This is a genomic window from Luteimonas deserti, from assembly GCF_013425765.1.
GTDB classification, from domain to species: Bacteria; Pseudomonadota; Gammaproteobacteria; order Xanthomonadales; family Xanthomonadaceae; genus Luteimonas; species Luteimonas deserti.
Window position 1 is genome coordinate 77,806 of record NZ_JACCJZ010000008.1, and the last position, 17,748, is coordinate 95,553.

20 protein-coding genes are annotated in these 17,748 nt (G+C 68.4%); 11 read left to right on the forward strand and 9 right to left on the reverse strand.

Annotation, left to right across the window (positions count from 1 at the left end; all coding sequences use genetic code 11):
* Positions 1–6 precede the first annotated feature (6 nt).
* Positions 7–636 (forward strand): response regulator transcription factor, encoded by a 630-nt coding sequence (locus tag H0E82_RS03265; RefSeq protein WP_180543684.1) that lies wholly within the window; start codon positions 7–9, stop codon positions 634–636.
* Positions 637–956: 320 nt separating this feature from the next.
* Here the strand turns inward: H0E82_RS03265 and hglS are convergent, their stop codons facing one another.
* Positions 957–2,327: a 2-oxoadipate dioxygenase/decarboxylase HglS gene (hglS, locus tag H0E82_RS03270; RefSeq protein ID WP_180543686.1), complete on the reverse strand. Its 1,371-nt coding sequence runs from the start codon at positions 2,325–2,327 to the stop codon at positions 957–959.
* Positions 2,328–2,500: 173 nt separating this feature from the next.
* On the opposite strand from hglS, the gene H0E82_RS03275 reads away from it, so the two are divergent.
* Positions 2,501–2,926 carry a hypothetical protein gene (locus H0E82_RS03275; protein ID WP_180543688.1) on the forward strand — a complete coding sequence of 142 codons (426 nt, stop codon included), beginning with the start codon at positions 2,501–2,503 and terminating at the stop codon, positions 2,924–2,926.
* 16 nt (positions 2,927–2,942) lie between these two features.
* Here H0E82_RS03275 and H0E82_RS03280 read toward each other — a convergent pair whose 3' ends face one another.
* The gene (locus tag H0E82_RS03280) at positions 2,943–3,644 is read right to left on the reverse strand and encodes an FMN-dependent NADH-azoreductase (protein ID WP_180543690.1); all 702 of its coding nucleotides are present in this window, start codon (positions 3,642–3,644) and stop codon (positions 2,943–2,945) included.
* A gap of 131 nt (positions 3,645–3,775) precedes the next feature.
* On the opposite strand from H0E82_RS03280, the gene H0E82_RS03285 reads away from it, so the two are divergent.
* Positions 3,776–4,666, forward strand: a complete 891-nt coding sequence (locus H0E82_RS03285; RefSeq protein ID WP_180543692.1) for a LysR substrate-binding domain-containing protein — start codon at positions 3,776–3,778, stop codon at positions 4,664–4,666.
* 16 nt (positions 4,667–4,682) lie between these two features.
* Here the strand turns inward: H0E82_RS03285 and H0E82_RS03290 are convergent, their stop codons facing one another.
* From H0E82_RS03290 to H0E82_RS03320, 7 genes are all read right to left on the reverse strand, one after another.
* Positions 4,683–6,047 carry a leucyl aminopeptidase family protein gene (locus tag H0E82_RS03290; RefSeq protein ID WP_180543694.1) on the reverse strand — a complete coding sequence of 455 codons (1,365 nt, stop codon included), beginning with the start codon at positions 6,045–6,047 and terminating at the stop codon, positions 4,683–4,685.
* Entirely contained in the window at positions 6,044–6,772 is a 729-nt protein-coding gene (locus tag H0E82_RS03295; protein ID WP_180543696.1) for an HAD family hydrolase, read from the reverse strand. Before H0E82_RS03295 ends, H0E82_RS03290 begins: the two co-directional genes overlap by 4 nt.
* 61 nt (positions 6,773–6,833) lie before the next feature.
* Positions 6,834–7,955, reverse strand: coding sequence for an AI-2E family transporter (locus H0E82_RS03300; RefSeq protein WP_180543697.1), 1,122 nt, complete (start codon positions 7,953–7,955; stop codon positions 6,834–6,836).
* Positions 7,956–7,973: 18 nt separating this feature from the next.
* Positions 7,974–8,555: a protein sip-5 gene (locus H0E82_RS03305; protein WP_180543699.1), complete on the reverse strand. Its 582-nt coding sequence runs from the start codon at positions 8,553–8,555 to the stop codon at positions 7,974–7,976.
* A complete protein-coding gene (locus tag H0E82_RS03310) occupies positions 8,552–9,100 on the reverse strand; it encodes a phage holin family protein (protein WP_235974156.1) in 549 nt (182 codons plus the stop codon). Before H0E82_RS03310 ends, H0E82_RS03305 begins: the two co-directional genes overlap by 4 nt.
* 9 nt (positions 9,101–9,109) lie before the next feature.
* The gene (locus H0E82_RS03315) at positions 9,110–9,466 is read right to left on the reverse strand and encodes a hypothetical protein (RefSeq protein WP_180543701.1); all 357 of its coding nucleotides are present in this window, start codon (positions 9,464–9,466) and stop codon (positions 9,110–9,112) included.
* Positions 9,467–9,535: 69 nt separating this feature from the next.
* A complete protein-coding gene (locus H0E82_RS03320) occupies positions 9,536–10,960 on the reverse strand; it encodes a Do family serine endopeptidase (RefSeq protein WP_180543703.1) in 1,425 nt (474 codons plus the stop codon).
* A 553-nt stretch (positions 10,961–11,513) separates the two neighbouring features.
* On the opposite strand from H0E82_RS03320, the gene H0E82_RS03325 reads away from it, so the two are divergent.
* The 8 genes from H0E82_RS03325 to H0E82_RS03360 all read left to right on the forward strand — a co-directional run.
* Complete coding sequence (locus H0E82_RS03325) at positions 11,514–13,664, forward strand: adenosylcobalamin-dependent ribonucleoside-diphosphate reductase (protein ID WP_180543705.1); 2,151 nt, start codon at positions 11,514–11,516, stop codon at positions 13,662–13,664.
* 145 nt (positions 13,665–13,809) lie between these two features.
* Complete coding sequence (locus tag H0E82_RS03330; protein WP_180543707.1) at positions 13,810–14,619, forward strand: hypothetical protein; 810 nt, start codon at positions 13,810–13,812, stop codon at positions 14,617–14,619.
* A 94-nt stretch (positions 14,620–14,713) separates the two neighbouring features.
* Complete coding sequence (locus H0E82_RS03335) at positions 14,714–15,496, forward strand: TSCPD domain-containing protein (protein WP_180543709.1); 783 nt, start codon at positions 14,714–14,716, stop codon at positions 15,494–15,496.
* Positions 15,497–15,527: 31 nt separating this feature from the next.
* Positions 15,528–16,007, forward strand: coding sequence for a hypothetical protein (locus tag H0E82_RS03340; RefSeq protein WP_180543711.1), 480 nt, complete (start codon positions 15,528–15,530; stop codon positions 16,005–16,007).
* Positions 16,004–16,357, forward strand: a complete 354-nt coding sequence (locus H0E82_RS03345; protein ID WP_180543713.1) for a hypothetical protein — start codon at positions 16,004–16,006, stop codon at positions 16,355–16,357. Before H0E82_RS03340 ends, H0E82_RS03345 begins: the two co-directional genes overlap by 4 nt.
* Before the next feature lie 234 nt (positions 16,358–16,591).
* The gene (locus tag H0E82_RS03350; RefSeq protein ID WP_180543715.1) at positions 16,592–17,092 is read left to right on the forward strand and encodes a hypothetical protein; all 501 of its coding nucleotides are present in this window, start codon (positions 16,592–16,594) and stop codon (positions 17,090–17,092) included.
* A 122-nt stretch (positions 17,093–17,214) separates the two neighbouring features.
* On the forward strand, positions 17,215–17,466 hold the full coding sequence (locus H0E82_RS03355) for a hypothetical protein (RefSeq protein WP_180543717.1): 252 nt from the start codon (positions 17,215–17,217) through the stop codon (positions 17,464–17,466).
* Positions 17,463–17,748 (forward strand): hypothetical protein (locus tag H0E82_RS03360; RefSeq protein ID WP_180543719.1); only part of this gene is annotated, 286 nt, incomplete at its 3' end. The genes H0E82_RS03355 and H0E82_RS03360, both read left to right, overlap by 4 nt.

Below are 17,748 nucleotides of genomic sequence, written 5' to 3' on the forward strand. Positions count from 1 at the left end.
CGCCGGATGAACCGCCTGCCGACCGCTGATGCCCCCCTGCGCGTGCTGCTCGCCGAAGACCAGGCGATGCTGCGCGGGGCACTGGCGGCGCTGTTGAATCTCGAGGAGGACATCGAGGTGGTCGGCAGCGTCGGCGACGGCGAGTCCGCCTGGCGCGAGCTCCAGCGGCTCGCGCCGGAGATCCTGGTCACCGACATCGAGATGCCCGGGCTGACCGGTCTCGAGCTCGCGCAACGCATCCAGCGGCATGGTCTGGCCGTGCGCGTGGTCATCGTCACCACCTTCGCGCGCAGCGGGTTCCTGCGTCGTGCGCTGGACGCGGGCGTCGCCGGTTACCTGCTCAAGGACGCACCGGTGGAACAGCTCGCCGACGCCTTGCGCCGCGTGCAGGGCGGCGGGCGGGCGCTCGATCCGCAACTCGCGCTGGACGCCTGGAGCGAACCGGACCCGCTCAGTGACCGCGAACGCCAGGCGCTGCGGCTCGCGGGCGAGGGCATGAGCGCGGCCGAGATCGCCGGCCGGCTGCACCTGTCGCACGGCACGGTGCGCAACTATCTGTCCGAGGCGATCGGCAAGCTCGGTGTGGGCAACCGCATCGAGGCCTACCGCCTGGCGCGGCAGAAAGGCTGGCTGTAGCCGGCACCGCGTGCGCGCGTGCGCAATCCGGTGGATGCCTCACCGGGCCGCGCCGATGCGGCGGGCGACACCGGAAAACCGCCCCGGCATTCCACGGCGACCGTGCTGCCCCGTCCGGCGTTTCCGCGCGCGGGTCCGCCGCCGGGAGCGCGCGTACGCCTGCGGCAGGCAGGCGCAGGCACGGCCGCCGCTCCGCCCTGATCACCGCTCGTCATCCGCCGCCCACGGCGCGCCACGAAGGCGACACATGCAGCTGCGGGGGATCCGTCCCGTGCGGCCCATGTCGGCCGCCACGCGTCGATCCCGCGCCGGAGCCGTCGTCAGCGGGTCAGCCCCAGCGCATCCAGCGAGGCCTGCTCGAGTTGCGCATACCAGGCGAATGCATCGTTCACCGGCCCGCCCAGCGCCGCCTCGAAGGCGGCCTGGTTGGCCTGCGCTGCATAGGCGCGCTGTTCGTCGCCGCCGAGATTGGACTGGAAGATGCCTGCGGCGCTGACCGGCAGGAAGTCCTCGTAGACGACCGGATCGGCGCGCACGAGACCGGCCTCGATCGCGGCATCGGCGGTCAGTCCGGCCACGGCCGCCCGGTCCGCCTCGCCGTCGGCGGTCAGCGCGTAGCGGAAGTAGCCGAGGCCCTCGCGGCGCAGCGTGGCCTCGTCGTCGGGAAACGCGGCGAAGGCCTGCGCGAGGCGCGCAGGGTAGTCGCCGGCCGTGCTGCCCGCGCCGTCGGTCTCGCGCGCCTGCGCCAGCAGCCGGTCGTACAGCGCCCGGCCCTTCGGCGTCAGGGCGAGGCCGCGCTGCTCGATCTCGCCGAAGCGGGCGGTGTGGGTGCCGGCATCGGCCCGGTGCTCGGCCGGAAACATCACTTCTTCCTGCAGCGCCTTGAAACTGGTCTGGCGCAGCAGGATCGGGCAACGCCGCGGCGGCGGGCCCTCGATGACCGCCTTGGCGTCGATGCCGCGCGCCTGCATCGCGCGCTGCGCGGCGTCGATGTCCAGGGTGCGCGGTGTGAGGTGGTTGATGTGCGGGCCGCGGAAGCACACGACGTCGGCCACCAGCCGGTGCGCGGACAGCAGCGCCTGGTAGGTCGCGTGCGACACGGTCGCCTCGCTGTGCCAGCGGAAGGTTTCCAGCGCCTGCTCGACGAACGCGCGGGCCTCGTCCGCATCGAGGCCGCCGGCCTGTTCGGCGCGGTCGATCAGTGCGAGCGCGCGGGGGGTGAAGATCGCGCGGCGGTCCAGGATCGCCGCGGCCTCGTCGCGCAGCGCGGTGTCGGCGATCAGCTCCAGGCGCAGCAGCGACGTGAACACCCGGAACGGATCGCGCGCCAGCGACGCCGGATCGAGCGGCCGGAAGGCGGTGGCGTGCACCGGCACCCCGGCCACGGCCAGGTCGTAGTAGTCAACCGGATGCATGCCCATCACCGCGAACATGCGCCGCAACGTGGCCAGTTCCCGGGGCGTGCCCACGCGGATCGCGCCGTGCCGCTCGGCATCCAGCCGGTCCAGCCCGTCGCTGCGCGCCAGTCGTCCGGCCAGCGCGGGATCGGCGGCCAGGGACGCGGCATTCACCTCGGCGACCAGTTCCACCAGTGCGCCGTACAGCGGCACTTCCTCGCGGTACATGCGCGACATGGCCTGGGCGAACAGGTGGCGGATTTCGTCGGGGGAGACCAGGGTCGGAGCGTTCATCGATAGCCGTCGTGCGCCGGACGTCCCGGCCAGGTGCGCATTTTCGCCTGCCCGGGCCCGCCGCGGACAGCGTGCCGCCGGCGGCACGCACGCGCTTCAGCCGTCGTCGTGCCGGGCGGATGCCTGGCCACTGCTACCCTGTCGCGCCGATGTCGCGCGCAACGAGGACACCGATGCAGAGTCGAATGCCGTTGGGCGGACGCGTGGTCGCGCTGACCGCGTTGCTCTGGAACCTGTTCGGCCTGCTGGTCTTCGTGCTGCAGCTGGCCATGACGCCCGAACAGCGCGCCGCGTTGCCGGTCGAGCAGCAGCAGATCGACATGGCACTGCCGGCCTGGGTGCTGCTGCTGTTCGGTGTGGCGACGATCGCGGGTACGGCCGGCTCAATCGCGTTGCTGTTCGCGCGGCGCTGGGCGGTGCCGATGCTGCAGGCCTCGCTGCTCGCGATCGTCGCGCAGATGCTCGCGAGTTACGCGCTGACCCCGGTCTGGTCGCTCACCGGTGGCCGGGGTCTGGTGCTGCCGGTCCTGCTGATCCTCGTGGTGGCGGCGTTGTGGCTGTTCGCACGCGGCGCCGCGCAGCGGGGCTGGCTGCGCTGACGCGTGCGGGCCGTGCTCAGGCGGCTCGCGATGCCCGGCGCGCCGCTGGTGTGGTGGCCTGCAGACGATCCACCAGCGCGTCGACGGCGCGCTCGGCGGCCGCGACCGATGCCGCCAGTCGTGCGCCTCCGGCTTCCTGATGCTCGACCGCGATGCTGCGCATGTCGCGCAGTCCGATGAAGTCGAGCGCGACGCGCAGGTGCGCCTCGAGATGATTCATGTGCGCGCAGGCGCCGCCGGGATCCTGGTCGTGGCCGCCGCGCGCGGCCAGCACCACCGCGGTACGTGGCCGGTCGGCGAGCAGGGGCGTGTAGGGGTCGGCCCGCGACGGGTCGATGTCCACCGTGCGGCCGACGCGGATGATGTTGTCCACCCAGGCCTTGAGCGTCGACGGCATGCCGAAGTTGTAGAGGGCGGTGCCGATCACGACGACATCGGCCGCGAACAGCTCGTCGATGAGCCGGTCGCTTTCCGCCAGCCGTGCGCGCATCGCACCGGTCGCGTCCGAAGGCGCGGCGAAGGCGGCCGCGATCCAGGCGTGGTCGACATGGGCCGGTGGCGCAAGGCCGATGTCGCGACGAAGCACGGTGGTGTCCGGCGCGGCGCGCAGCCAGCGCTCGACGAAGCGCGCGCTGAGCGCACGCGAATGCGAGCCGTGGGCGGCGGCTCCGGCCAGGCCCGGGCGTGCGCTGGCATCGATGTGCAGGAGTGTGGTCATCTTGGGGCTCCGAAGTAATGCGGCTCAGCCGAACCGCCGTGATCTGCATGCTGGAGCCGGCCGTCCGGCCTGACAAACGACGCTTTCTCGTCCCGAGGATGAGACGAATTCATCTGTAGAGCCCCACCTGCATGTCCAGACGCCTGCCCTCCCTGTCCGCCCTGCGCGCGTTCGAAGCCGCCGCCCGCCTCGGCGGTGCCAAGCAGGCCGCCGCCGAACTGTCGGTCACGCCGACGGCGATCAGCCATCAGATCCGCAAGCTCGAGGACCAGCTCGGATGTGCGCTGTTCGTGCGCCGGCCGCGCCAGCTCGATCCGACCGCCGAAGGCCGTGCGCTGCAGGGCGCGCTGGCGCGCGCCTTCGACGGTATCGCGGACGCGGTGGCGCAGGTGCGCCAGCCGACCCGGCGCGCGCTCACGCTCAGCGTCACCCCTGGCGTCGCGTCGCGCTGGCTGGTGCCGCGCATGCACCTGCTCGGCGTCGCCTGCCCCGAGCTCGATCTGCATCTGCAGGTGTCGCACGCGCCGGTGGCGCTCGACGGCAGCGGCGCGGATCTGGCGATCCGCTACGGCGACGGCCGCTGGCCCGGTCTGGTCTCGCACCTGCTCTTCGACAACGTCTTCGCCCCGGTGTGCAGTCCGGCACTCGGCATCGGCGGCATCGGCGATCTGCGGGGCGCCACGCTTCTGCATTTCGCGCCGGCCGGATCGGTGTCGAGCGTCATCGACTGGTCCGCCTGGCATCGGCTCGCAGGCCTGCCCGATCACGACACCGGCGCAGGCCCCGTGTTCTCGGACGAGACGCATGTGATCTCGGCCGCGCTCGGGGGGCAGGGCGTCGCCCTGATGAGCCTGCCGCTGATCGGAGACGAACTCGCCAGCGGCGCCCTGGTGCAGCCCTTCGGACCGGTGATCCAGGCGCCGGGCTTCCATCTGGTGTATCCGCAGCGGCGCGCCGACGATCCGTGGATCGCGGGGGTCCGTGACTGGATCCTGAGTCTTCCGCGACCGGGCGCGCCGTGACCCGCGGCGGCGACGATCAGCTCGCGCGGGCCTTGAGCATCGCCCAGGCCGCGCGCAGGCCGAGGGCTTCGCCGCCCTGCGGATGGCCGGCGCGGCTGGCGTCGTTCCACGCGTAGGTGTCGAGGTGCGCCCACGGGGTGCGCTCGGGCACGAAGCGCTCGAGATACAGCGCGGCGGTCACCGCGCCGGCCATGCGTGAGCCGGCATTGGCGATGTCGGCGATGCCGCTGGTCAGGTAACGCAGGTACGGGCGCCACAGCGGCATCCGCCAGACCGGGTCGCGGGTCGCTTCGCCGCCGGCGATCCACGCATCGGCCAGCGCGTCGTCGTTGCTGAAGAGCGCCGGCAGATCGGGTCCCAGCGCGATGCGCGCCGCGCCGGTGAGCGTGGCGAAATCGAGGATCAGGTCGGGCGAGCGTTCACCGGCATAGGCCAGCGCGTCGCACAGCACCACACGGCCTTCGGCGTCGGTGTTGTCGATCTCGACGCTGATGCCCTTGCGCGTGGCGACGACGTCGCCGGGGCGGTAGGCGTCCGGGCCGAGCGCGTTCTCCACCGCGGGCACCAGCAGGGTGATGCGCAGCGGCAGGCGCCGCGCCATCACCAGCTCGGCCAGCGCGATCGCGTGCGCGGCGCCGCCCATGTCCTTCTTCATGTTGCGCATGCCGTCGGCCGGCTTGACGTCGAGGCCGCCGGTATCGAAACACACGCCCTTGCCGACGATGGCCACGTGCGGATGTGCCGTCGATCCCCATTCCAGATGCAGCAACCGCGGCGCGCGATGGGAGGCGCGACCCACCGCATGGATGGCCGGGAAGTTCTGCGCCAGCAGGGCATCGCCGACGATGCTCTCGAAGCGCGCGCCGTGATCGTCCGCGATCCCGCGCACCACGTCCTCCATCTGCTCCGGGCCCATGTGCTCGGTCGGCGTGTTCACCAGGTCGCGCACGCGCGTGGTGGCGGCCACGAGGCCGATGACGTCCGCGTCCGCGCTCTGCACCAGCAGACGGGCCGGGCGCCGCGACGCGGCCTTGTAACGGGTGAAGCGGTACGCGCCCAGACCCCAGCCCAGCTGCAGCGCATCGGCCTCGTGGTCGCCCTCCACCCGCCAGTCGCCTTCGGGCAGGCCGTGGGGGGCGTGCGCATAGCTGTCGGGGTCGCGTGGATCGCCGATGCCGATCACCGCGCCCGCCACGCCCGCATCGCCCGGCAGCAGCACCAGCGAACCGGGCGCGGCGTCGAAGTTCTGCGCATCGAGCCACGCACGCACCGCGTCCGGCTGCGATCCGCGCCAGGCGGACACGGTGTTCCGGTCGAGCACGTGGAGCACGCGCGCATCGCGCGAGCTGGTGACGAAGAGATCCTGCGTGGTGTCGGTCATTGCGTGGGCCGGTCAGGGGCGTCGGCGACGGTGGGCACGGCATCGAGCCAGTCGGCGAGCGCGGTCAGGGTGTCGAATTCGAGATCGGGCGTGAGCTCGGGATGCTCCCAGCGCCGGTCGTCGCGGTTGATCCAGCAGCTGCGCAGCCCTGCGCGTGCCGCGCCCGCAACGTCCATTTCGATGTGGTCGCCGACGTGCAGCACGTCGCCGTGCGCGCAGCCCAGCCGGTCGCAGGCCGCGCGGAAGATGCTGGCGTGCGGTTTGGCCGCGCCGTGCTCGCGCGAGCCGAGGCTGAAGGCGAACAGGTGGGCGATGCCGACGCGCTCGAGATCCGCATTGCCGTTGGTCAACGCCGCCACCGGCACACGCGCGGCGATGCGTTCCAGCGCCGCCAGGCTGTCGGGGTAGTACTCCACGCGGTTGCGCTCGGCGTAGAAGACCTCGTAGGCGGCATCGAGCAGGGCCGGATCGCCGCCGCTTTCGCGCAGGGCGTGTTCGATGGTGAGCTGGCGCAGCGCGGAGAGGTCGTGCATCAGGTGCGCGTTGTCGGCGAACACCCGCTCGCGCAACGCGCGCATCGCGTCCACCGGAAACATCGCCGCCGTCTGCGGACTGTGCTCGCGCAGGAAGGCATCGAGCGTGCGTTCGATGCGCGCGCCGATCGGCGCGAACGGCCAGAGCGTGTCGTCGAGATCGAGGGTGATGGCGCGGATCGGAAACGTCATGCCCGCATTGTAGCCAGTGCACCCGCCGCGCCCGGTGCGCGTATGCCGCACGCCCGACCGGTCATTCCAGCAGCCGCGCCCAGCCCTCGAAGCCCTCCACCCGCTGCAGCACCAGCTTGACGCACACCAGCAGCGGCACCGCCAGCAGCAGGCCGACGATGCCCCACATCCAGCCGAACAGCAGCAACGCCAGTACCAGCATCAGGGGCGAGAGCGCCATGCGTCGGCCGAGCACGATCGGGGTGATCAGCTGGCCTTCGATGGTCTGCAGCACCAGGTAGATCGCCGCCGGCACCAGGGGCGCCCAAGTGGGGTTGGGCCAGGTGCCGGTGTAGCTCACCACGCCCATCAGCAGCATCATCAGCAGGCCGATCAGCGGGCCGACATAGGGCGCGAAATTGAGCAGCGCGATGATCGTGCCCCACAGCAGCGCGTCCTGCAGGGTCATGCCCATCCACATCAGAACGCCGGCGAAGGTCGCACCGAGCAGGGTGTTGATGATGGTGATGGTGAGCACGTAGCGCGAGATCTCGCGCTCGATCGAATGCAGGATCTCCACGGTGAGCTTCTTGCGCTGGCGTGTGGGCAGCATCGCGATCGCGTTGCGCTGCAGGTTCTCGCCGTAGACCATGAAGAAGAACGTCAGCAGGGCCACCGCCAGCACCGAGGCGAGCATCATCGGGGTGGCCACCAGCGTGCGCCACGAGGCGTTGTCCTGGATCTGCACCAGCTGCACGCGTTGCCTGGGCCGGTTCTCCGCCGCGCGGGCGAAGGATTCCGCGGCCTGGCTGGCCTGCTGGACCGGCTGGGTCATCGACTGCAGGCGCGGGGCGAGCTGGCGCAGCTGCTTGGGCGCCTGCTGCATCCATTCGCTGGCCGGCCCGTAGAGCTGCACGCCCAGCGTGCCCGCCGCGGTCAGGCCGGCGAAGAGCACCAGCAGCGCACCGAGGAACCGCGGCACCCACAGCCGGCGCAGGGCACGCAGCAGCGGATTGCCCACCAGGGCGAAGAACACTGCCAGCAATACCGTCAGAAAGACCGCCTGCGCCACCCACAAGGTGACCAGGACGGCCAGCGTGGCGAGCACCACCAGGGCGGTGGACGCGCGCGGCCGCGGTTCCACGGGCGTCGGCTGCGGCAGCGGAACGCCTTCCTCCGGCGGGGACGTGGTCGGCACGCTCATCGGACGATGCGCCCGCGCTTAGCGGTCGGGTTCCGACATTTCCGTCGCCGCTTCCGCGGGGCGGGGCTGCTCGGCGTAGGTGGGTTCGGGGCGACGACGATCGACCGCCGGCCTCGCAGGCTCCGAGGCGGTGGCGTCGGCCACGGTGGCGCCGGCCACCGCGGGCGAGACGCTCGCCTGGGACTGCGATTGCGCACGCGGGCGGGGCGTCTCGCCGGTCGCCGCGGTGCGCGCCGCACCCTCGGCCGTTTGTGCGGCGTCGTCCGCGGTATCGGCGGCCTCGTCGGCCGTACTCGCGGCCTTCTCGGCCATGGTGGCGGCGATGGTGGCCTGGATCGAGGTCATCAGACCGGCCACCGCACTGATCATCTGCAGGGACTTCGGCCCGCCCAGCTTGCCGAGACGGCGCAGCGCCCGATGCGGCTGGGTGGCGCCGGCAACCATGCCGGCGACCAGCCCGGCGATCACGATGCGCGGCGGCGTCCAGGCCTGGCGCCAGCTCGAATCCAGCGCGAGGTAGCGGTCTCGGGTCTGGTCCAGCCGGCCTTCGACCAGGCTCTCGGCGCGATCGACGCGGCTCTTGATGCCTTCGAAATTCATCGCGGCGGGGTTCCGGTCGGGGCAGGGGCAAGGCCGCCGCCGGCAGGCGGCGCCTTCGGCGGCGCCAGCGCGTCGTCCTCGTCCGAGTCGTGCTCGGAGAACAGACCCAGGCGGGAGAGCTGGCGACGGGTGGCATGCATGCCGGCGAGATCGAAGAATACCGAGACGCGCCAAGCGGCCAGTCCGGCGACCACCAGGCTGAGCAGCATCGTGATCGAGATCGAGGCCAGCCACGACAGGCCCCAGGACTGCAGCAAGGCGATCGCCGCGCCCATGGCCAGCAGCCAGGCCGACGCGCCGAAGATCACCGACACCGCGGACCAGGCCAGCCCTCGCCCCAGGGCACTGCGTGCGAGGGCAAAGTCGGCGGAAATCAGCTTGCGCAGTGCGCGCCCGCTGTCGAGGCCGGACGAGACCGTCTCGGTCGCCGCCGCACGGATGCGGCGGATGCTTTCGTCCAGGTGGGGCGTTTCCCCGGGGGCCCGGCCGGCGCTGCCGGCGGGCTCGTCCTCGCGCGGGTCTTCCCCGTTCACGCGCTCGGTCATCGACTGCGCTTACCGGCTGCGCGCGAGCTTGGCGATGATCCAGCCGGTCGCGAAGGCGACGCCGAACGACGCGATCGGGCGCTCGCGGATCAGGTCCGCCGCGCTGTCGATCAGGTCGCGGCTCTTGTCCATCAGCACGTCGTACTGTTCCTTGGCGGCCGCCTGGCCTTCTTCCACGGCGGCCAGGCCGGCCATCGCGGAGTCGGCGAGATCGGACTTCACCGTCGCGCGGCCCAGCTTGAGTTCGTCGCCGGCCACGCTGGCCGCGCTCTTCACCGCCGTGCCCGCGTCACGCGCGGCCTGCGCCAGGCGCGCGCCGGCTTCGCCAAGATTGTTCTTCACCGCATCGGTCGAGGTGGGGGTCATCGTGCTTGCTCCTGTGGGATTGGCGCGCCGCGCCGGACGGCGTGGCATCGAGCCGGTCTACTAACGGCGTCAACGCATGATCACGTTGTAGATGCGTCCACCGCGTGAAATGCGCAGCACCAGCTCCGCCTGGCGCGAGCCGAGCACGTCGCGGAAACCGGCGAGGTCGCGGAAGTCGCCGCTGCTCGCGGCCACGATCAGGTCGTTCTCGCGCAGACCGGCCTGGTGGGCCCGGCTGCCCGGCTCGACCCGTTCCACCAGCACGCCTGCCGCGCGCGCGTTCTGCCTGCGGATCGCTTCGGGGATATCGGCCAGCGTGGCGCCGGTGAGGCGCGGGTCGAAGCTCGCGCCGTCCCGCGGCAACGCGCGCAGGCGCGTCTCCACCTTCAACGTACGCCCGTCGCGCAGCACCTCGAGCACCACCGGCGCGTCCAAGGTCTGCAGGCCCTGGAAGTTGCGCAGCGCCTCGCTGTTGTCGATGCGCTGACCATTGGCCGACACCACCACGTCGCCCGGGCGCAGGCCCGCCGCCGCTGCCGGCGAGCCGGTGTGGACGCGGGTGACCACGGCCCCGCGCGCGGCATCGAGGCCCAGGCCCTGGGCGATGCGCGCATCCACCGTCTGCGTGTCCACGCCCAGGGTCCCGCGGCGCACGCTGCCCGTGGTGGCCAGCTGGGTCATGATGTCGCGGGCCAGGCTGATCGGAATCGCGAAGCCCAGGCCGATGTTGCCGGCCATGCTGCCGCGGGTGTTGAAGCTGGCGGTGTTGATGCCCACCAGCTCGCCGCGCAGGTTGACCAGCGCGCCGCCCGAGTTGCCCGGATTGATCGAGGCGTCGGTCTGGATGAAGTTCTGGAAGCCGATGCCCGGCACGTTGCTGCGGCCCACCGCCGAAACGATGCCCGAGGTCACCGTCTGTCCGAAGCCGAAGGGGTTGCCCACCGCGACGACGAAATCCCCGACCTGAAGGTTGGCGTCCTGCGCCAGCGGAATCGCGGTGAGGTTGTCGGCCTGGATGCGCATCAGCGCGACGTCGGTGTCGACGTCCGAGCCGATGAACTCCGCGGCGACCGTACGGCCGTCGGCCAGGGTCACCGACACGTCGTCGGCGCCCTCGATCACATGATGGTTGGTGAGCACGTAGCCCTGGCGCGCGTCGACGATCACGCCCGAGCCCAGGGATTCGTTGATCCGCTCCTGCGACAGCTCGGGGAACATGCGCCGGAAGAACGGGTCGTTGCCGAAGGGGCTCACCCGCACGCGCTGCTTGGTCTGCACCGAGACCACCGACGGCGTCACCGTGCGCAGCATCGGCGCCAGCGACGGCAGCGCCTGGCCGTCGACGGCCGTGGGCAGGGCCGCCGCCAGCGGCACCGTCGCCGCAGGGGGCACGGCGCCCGCCGGCTGCTGCACCACATCGCGCAGCGCGGTCGCGGCGAAACCGCCGAACGCGGCGGCGGCGGTCAGGGCGAGGAGAGTGGTCTTGGCGCGCATCTGGAAACCCCTGTCGTCATGGCCCGCTGCAGCGCAGCGGAACGAGGCACGGTCGGACGGCGCGGATCAAACGACGGTGAATCCGGCCGTGGCTGCCGGCAAGTCTCGCCGTCCGCGCTTGAATCCGCGTTGAAGTCCGCATTCATACATCAGGCCGATGCGCGATGCCGCAGTGGAGCGCGCGCATGCCTCACCACGATGCGCGCGCCGCGCGATCCGGCGGGCCTGGCGCGGCGTTGACAGCCCCCGGCGCCGGGCGTAGCGTGGGCCCCCGCGTCGGCCACAACATCTTGGGTGTCGCGCAAGCAGCGACCCAAGCGATGGGGCTTTCCCGCACAGCGTCGGGCACGCCGCAGGGGAGAATTGATTAGACCGGTCCAGCACGATTCCAGCGTGGAATGCCGCATGCCCGCCGCATGTTCGCCGGCCGGGTCGTGCTCGGTGCGTCCGCCTCTTCAAGCGCACGCGGTGTGCGGCACCCGTTGAACCCGATATCGCATCCACACCGTCGCCCGGCGCCTGCCTGCGCGACCTGCAAGGAGAGTGAAGCAGCATGAGCACGGTACGCCTCGAGGCGGTGAAAACGCAGACCGGTCCCAGGATTCCAATGCAACCGGCCTCGACCGACATCTGGGACAAGAAGTACCGGCTCAAGACCAAGCAGGGTGTGGCGGTGGACGTCGACATCGACGGCACCTACCAGCGCGTCGCGCGTGCGCTGGCCGAGGCCGAGACCACCCCCGAGGCGCGCACCTACTGGTACGACCGCTTCCTGTGGGCCCTGCGCCGCGGGGCCATCCCGGCCGGCCGCATCACGTCCAACGCCGGCGCGCTCGACCACAAGCCCGCCACCAGCACGATCAACTGCACCGTGTCGGGCACGATCACCGACTCGATGGACGGCATCCTGCAGAAGGTCCACGAGGCCGGGCTCACGCTCAAGGCGGGCTGCGGCATCGGCTACGAATTCTCCACGCTGCGGCCCAAGGGCGCCTTCGTCGCCGGCGCCGGTGCCTACACCTCCGGCCCGATGTCCTTCATGGATATCTACGACAAGATGTGCTTCACCGTCAGTTCCGCCGGCGGTCGCCGCGGCGCGCAGATGGGCACCTTCGACGTCAGCCACCCCGACGTGCGCGACTTCATCCGTGCCAAGCGCGAGGACGGCCGCCTGCGCCAGTTCAACCTCTCGCTGCTGATCACCGACGGGTTCATGCAGGCCGTCGACAGCGACGCCGACTGGCCGCTGGTGTTCCCGCTGGCCGAGGCCGAGGCGCACGAGGTGGATCTCGCCGATGCCGGGCAGGTGGTCTGGCGCGAGTGGCCGCACAGCACCGGCTACGTCACCCGCGACGACGGCCTGGTGGCCTGCAAGGTCTACGGCACCGTCCGCGCACGACACCTGTGGGACATGATCATGGTGTCCACCTACGACTACGCCGAGCCGGGATTCATCCTGATCGACAAGGTCAACGAGATGAACAACAACTGGTGGTGCGAGACCATCCGCGCGACCAACCCCTGCGGCGAGCAGCCCCTCCCGCCCTACGGCGCCTGCCTGCTGGGCTCGGTCAACCTCACCACCTTCGTGCGCGAGCCGTTCACCGAGCGCGCGTGGTTCGACTGGGAGGAATACAAGGAGGTCGTGCGCGTGTTCACCCGCATGCTCGACAACGTGGTCGAGGTCAACGGGCTTCCCCTGCAGCAGCAGCGCGACGAGATCATGCGCAAGCGCCGCCACGGCATGGGCTTCCTCGGCCTCGGCAGCACGGTGACCATGCTGCGCATGAAGTACGGCGAAGCCGACAGCTGCGAGTTCACCGAGCGCATCGCGCGCGAGATGGCCGTGGCCGGCTGGGAGACGGGCCTCGCCCTCGCCCAGGAGAAAGGCCCGGCGCCGATCATGGAAGAGCGTTTCACCGTCACGGCCGAGATGCTGCGCAAGCGGCCCGAGATGGCCGCCGACGGCTGGGCGGTGGGCCAGGAAATTCCCGGCAAGGTGCTGCACGCCAAGTATTCGCGCTACATGCAGAAGATCGCCGAGGTGGCGCCCGACCTCGTGGACCAGCTCGCCGAGACCGGCGCACGCTTCACCCACCACAGCTCCATCGCGCCCACCGGCACCATCTCGCTGAGTCTGGCCAACAACGCCTCCAACGGCATCGAACCGTCCTTCGCGCACCACTACAGCCGCAATATCATCCGCGAGGGCAAGAAGTCCAAGGAAAAGGTGGACGTCTTCTCGTTCGAGCTGCTGGCCTACCGCGAACTGGTGAATCCGAAGGCCATGCCGTACTCGGACGACGCCGAAGCGAAGCTTCCGGACTACTTCATCGCCGCCGACGACATCACCCCCAAGGCGCACGTCGACGTGCAGGCCGCCGCCCAGCGCTGGGTGGACAGCTCGATCTCCAAGACCGCGAACGTCCCCACGGATTACCCCTACGAGGACTTCAAGGACATCTACACCTATGCCTACCGGCAGGGGCTCAAGGGCTGCACCACGTTCCGCTTCAATCCGGCCGCCTTCCAGGGCGTGCTGGTGAAGGAAGCGGACCTGGCCAACACCACCTACCGCTTCGAGCTGGAAGGCGGCGAGGTGGTGGAAGTGAAGGGCAACGAGCAGATCGAATACGACGGCGAGATGCACACCGCCGCCAACCTGTTCGACGCATTGAAGGAAGGGTATTACGGCAAGTTCTGAGCGGGTGGCCGGCGCGCGCGGGCCGGCCGTTTCCGCTCGCACGGGGTGATCGAAACCGCGCAGCGCTTTCCCACCGATGCACATTCTTCGCGCTACATTTTGCGCGCGGGCAATGGGCTCCGCTTCCACTGACGAGGACACCACCATGAGCAACGGGAACGGGGTGACGGACACCCTGAGCAGTGCCGCCGACGACGTCGCGGGAGCGGCGAAGGAGCTCGTCTCCGCGGTCACCGAGCGCGCACGCGCCGTCGTGACGTCGGCCCGCACCACCGCACGCAATGCCGAGCAGGCCGTGAGCACGCGTGCCAGCCGGGTGAGCCGGTCGGCGAGCGACACCGTCGCCAAGGCCGGCGAGGCGGTGAGCAAGCGCGTGACCGCCGCGAAGAACAGTCTGAGCGCGGCCAAGACCGCGGCCGCGGCCGAGATCGCCGCGCTCAAGCGCAAGGGGGCCGGCAAGGCGGGCGCCGCGGATGCCGCGTCCACCGCCGGGACGTCCGCCACCCGGGCGCCTGCCAAGAAGACGGCGACGAAGAAGACGGCCACCAGCAAGGCCGCCCCGCGCAAGGCGGCCGCGAAGAAGACCGCCGCCACCCGCACCGCTGCGAAGACAACGGCCACCGCGAAGAAGGTCGCGCGGAAGCAGGCCACGAAGACGGCGACCGGCGGCCGCGCCCCCGCGCGCAAGACGCCGGCCAGGACCGCCGGTGCCGGCGCCGCGAAGTCCGCCGCCAAGAAGGTCGCGAAGAAAGTCGCGAAGAAGACCACGAAGAAGCCCGCGAAGACAGCCACTACCGCAAAGCGCAGCGTGTCCGCCCGCAAGACCGCGGCGCCCCGCAAGGCCGCCACCGCCACACGCAAGGCGCCCGCCAAAAAGGCCGCGGCCCGCAAGGCGCCGGCCCGCAAGAGCGCCGCCAGGAACACCGCCTCGCGCAGCACGCGCACGCCGACCTGACACCGACGCCCGCCCTGTCCGGATCCGGACGGGGCGGGCGCGGCATCGGCGGCGTCCCATCGCCCGTATCGCATCGCACACCAGGAATGGCGCCATGGCCGTCAAGATCGACCGAAAGATCACCGGATACGCCGTCGTCAAGCCCGAGGACGCCGCCGTCGAAGGCCAGTCCGTGCCGCGCGCGACCGTCGAGGCCGAGCTGCCCAGGGCCGACGTGATCCATATGCACGAGCGCATCGAGCGCCCCGAAGTACTGATCGGCAGCACCTACAAGATCAAATCCCCGCTGGTGGAACACGCCATGTACGTGACCATCAATGACATCGTGCTCAACGCCGGCTCCGAGCACGAGCAGCGCCGCCCGTTCGAGATCTTCATCAACTCCAAATCCATGGAGCACTTCCAGTGGATCGTCGCGCTGACGCGCATCATGTCGGCCGTGTTCCGCAAGGGCGGCGACGTGACCTTCCTGGTGGAGGAGATGCGCGCCGTGTTCGACCCCAAGGGCGGCTACTTCAAGGCCGGTGGCGTGTACATGCCGTCGCTGGTGGCCGAGCTCGGCATGATCGTCGAGGACCACCTGAAGTCCATCGGCATGATGCACGACCCGCAGATGAGCGACGCGCAGAAGGCGCTGATCGCCGAAAAGCGCAAGCAGGTCGAGCAACGGGAAGGCTCAAAAAAAAACGCTGATGTAAGCGCGGCGCCGCAGGCGCGCGGCAGTACCGACGATCACCCCGAGGACATCGCCGTCACCGGCGACGGCGCGAGCTTTCCGCCGTCCGGGACAATGTGCCACAAGTGCAGCACGAAGGCGCTGGTGCTGATGGATGGGTGTGCGACGTGTTTGAACTGTGGGTATTCGAAGTGCGGGTAAAATCTAGCTGCGCGGTGAATACATGACAGCTATGGAAATTGTCAGCCTAGTAAGTGCCACGCTCACGTTAGCCGGCTTGGTCTTGGCAATAGTGGAGGCTCGTCGTGCTCGCGTTGCGTCGATTAGTGCCGAAAATGCCGCTAAAGCAGCTAGAGATGCAAGCCTTCGGTCGGCAGCGGTTCTTGATCTGAGCGCGACAATAAAAGCATTGAGTGAAATAAAAAGCTTGCATAGGGCGGCCGCGTTGGAAGTCCTTCCCGCTCGATACGAAGCCCTCAGGCACTCACTTACTGCTATGCGACAAGTAAGGCTGTTCTCAGAGACAGACGTTCAAAAGTCTATGCAGAGCTTAATTACCCGTTTGGCGGGTATCGAAAGAATAATCGATCAAGGGGTAACCGTTGAAGATTTTAAGTCGCAAGTTCCAAGAATAAACGCGCAAATAACAAGGGCGATGGATGATATGCAGGCGGTGATGGTTGTTGTTGCGCACCAAGGAGTTAAGTTATGAGCGGCCAAAAGCTTGTTGCATTAACTAGGATGCTAGCTGAGAGAACCGAGCGTGGAGAGCTTAAGTGGGAAGAGTCAGAGCGGCCTGGCGTCTTTCAGGTTTCTTTTTCAAATTCATCAGTTCGAATTTTGCATCGCGATAGTCGACTCCAGCGAGGAAGTACAGAGTATGTGATTTCAATTATAAATTCGTTGGGAGTGGAGGTTGATGAGATTGGGGATGAGTCGATGCCAACCGAGGGCGCTTATTCCTTGATGAAGCAAATGTATGAGCAGGCTCGGAGAAAAGCTATGGGTGTCGACACGGCAATCGACTCGATTATTGAAGATCTTGAGTCTGGTATTTTTTAAGAATTTGTTAGCTTTGGGTTGATGGGCTCAATCTAAATTTTCTGATTTCTTGGCGTTTGGAGGGGGGTCTTGAGTCTCGCGCCCTTTAAACTACTAGAGCTTGGATTAAGCGATTTCGGGGAATTGGTCTCGAATTAATGGTGCTGTTTTCAACCGTTCGTATTATCTGATCGCGGATGTCAGCTTCCTTCCCTGTGGATCGCAATAGGCTTCGTGTTTCGGGACAATGCAAATATGTCGTCGTTGGGCGGCACCTTTACTGATCGGCAGATCGTTGATCACTTCCTGACCAAGCATTCAAGCATCGACGGGGTGCTGCTGATCTGCGTAGACGAAAAGCACGAATTTTTTACCGGTCAGACGACGCGATCGCTGCGTTTTGATCTCCGTGCACGAGGGGTCGTTGATCCGCGGCGGCTCACATCACCCCACGCAGAACTGGATCAACTCGTTAGAGGTGCTTTGAAGTACTTTCCTGAAGCGCGCCTCGCGCCTTACAACGCCGCTCGACTCTGTCTTGGAGCGGAGTCGGACAAGCGGTGCCAAGGCCGATACCGCGTGATTAGCAAGGGAATTGACAGCATGAGCGTTAGTGTTTCGTCCCGCGATCTGATCCGACTGCTTGCGGGCGATCTGTCGCAGGAAGACTTCTTAAAGACGTATCAATGGGGTGACGGTCAATCCAACCCGTTCGCGCTTGCTTTAGCTCAAGGGCGCTCGATTCAGTGCGAGTAACGGGGTCAGGTTCACTTATCGCGCTTGTCGCGGGCTAGCGAATCGACGCCCCATGACCTACGTGAATCAGGCCCTACACTCGGACCGGAACACGCCATGCCGGCGTTGACTTGGGGAAACGGATGACCAGTGAACTTGGGGCGGGAATTGCTGCGTTGGGTCTGGTGTGGATGTTGTTCGTCGGGCTGCTCGCGATTCTGTGGATTCTTGTGCCGTTCGCGATCTTCGGTATCAAGCCATTGTTGCGTGAGCTGGTCCGCGAGCAGAAGGCGACGCAGGCACTACTCACGACGATTTCCCAGCAGGTTTATCCGATCGCGGTCGAGGTGACAAAGCCGCGCGCTTCGCAGATCGATACTGCGCCGCACGTGTGATCATCGCGACACAGGCACTCGATATGGAAATCCAGGCGCAAGCTTTGAGCTTCACGGCATTGGAAGCTCGCCTCCGCGACATGCCCGGCGGACCGGCGTCGATCCTGAAAACACCGAGTTGGATTCGCTGGTTAAATGTTGCCGGCACTGTCGCGGTCGGCGTTGGTTTGCTGCCCTTCCTGCTGGTGCAATTTTTGACGCCGCAAATGTGGATGGTGCACATGGCGCAGGTCGGTGTCGGAAGTGCGTGGCTGCTCTACGGACCCGGAATGGCGCGGGGTG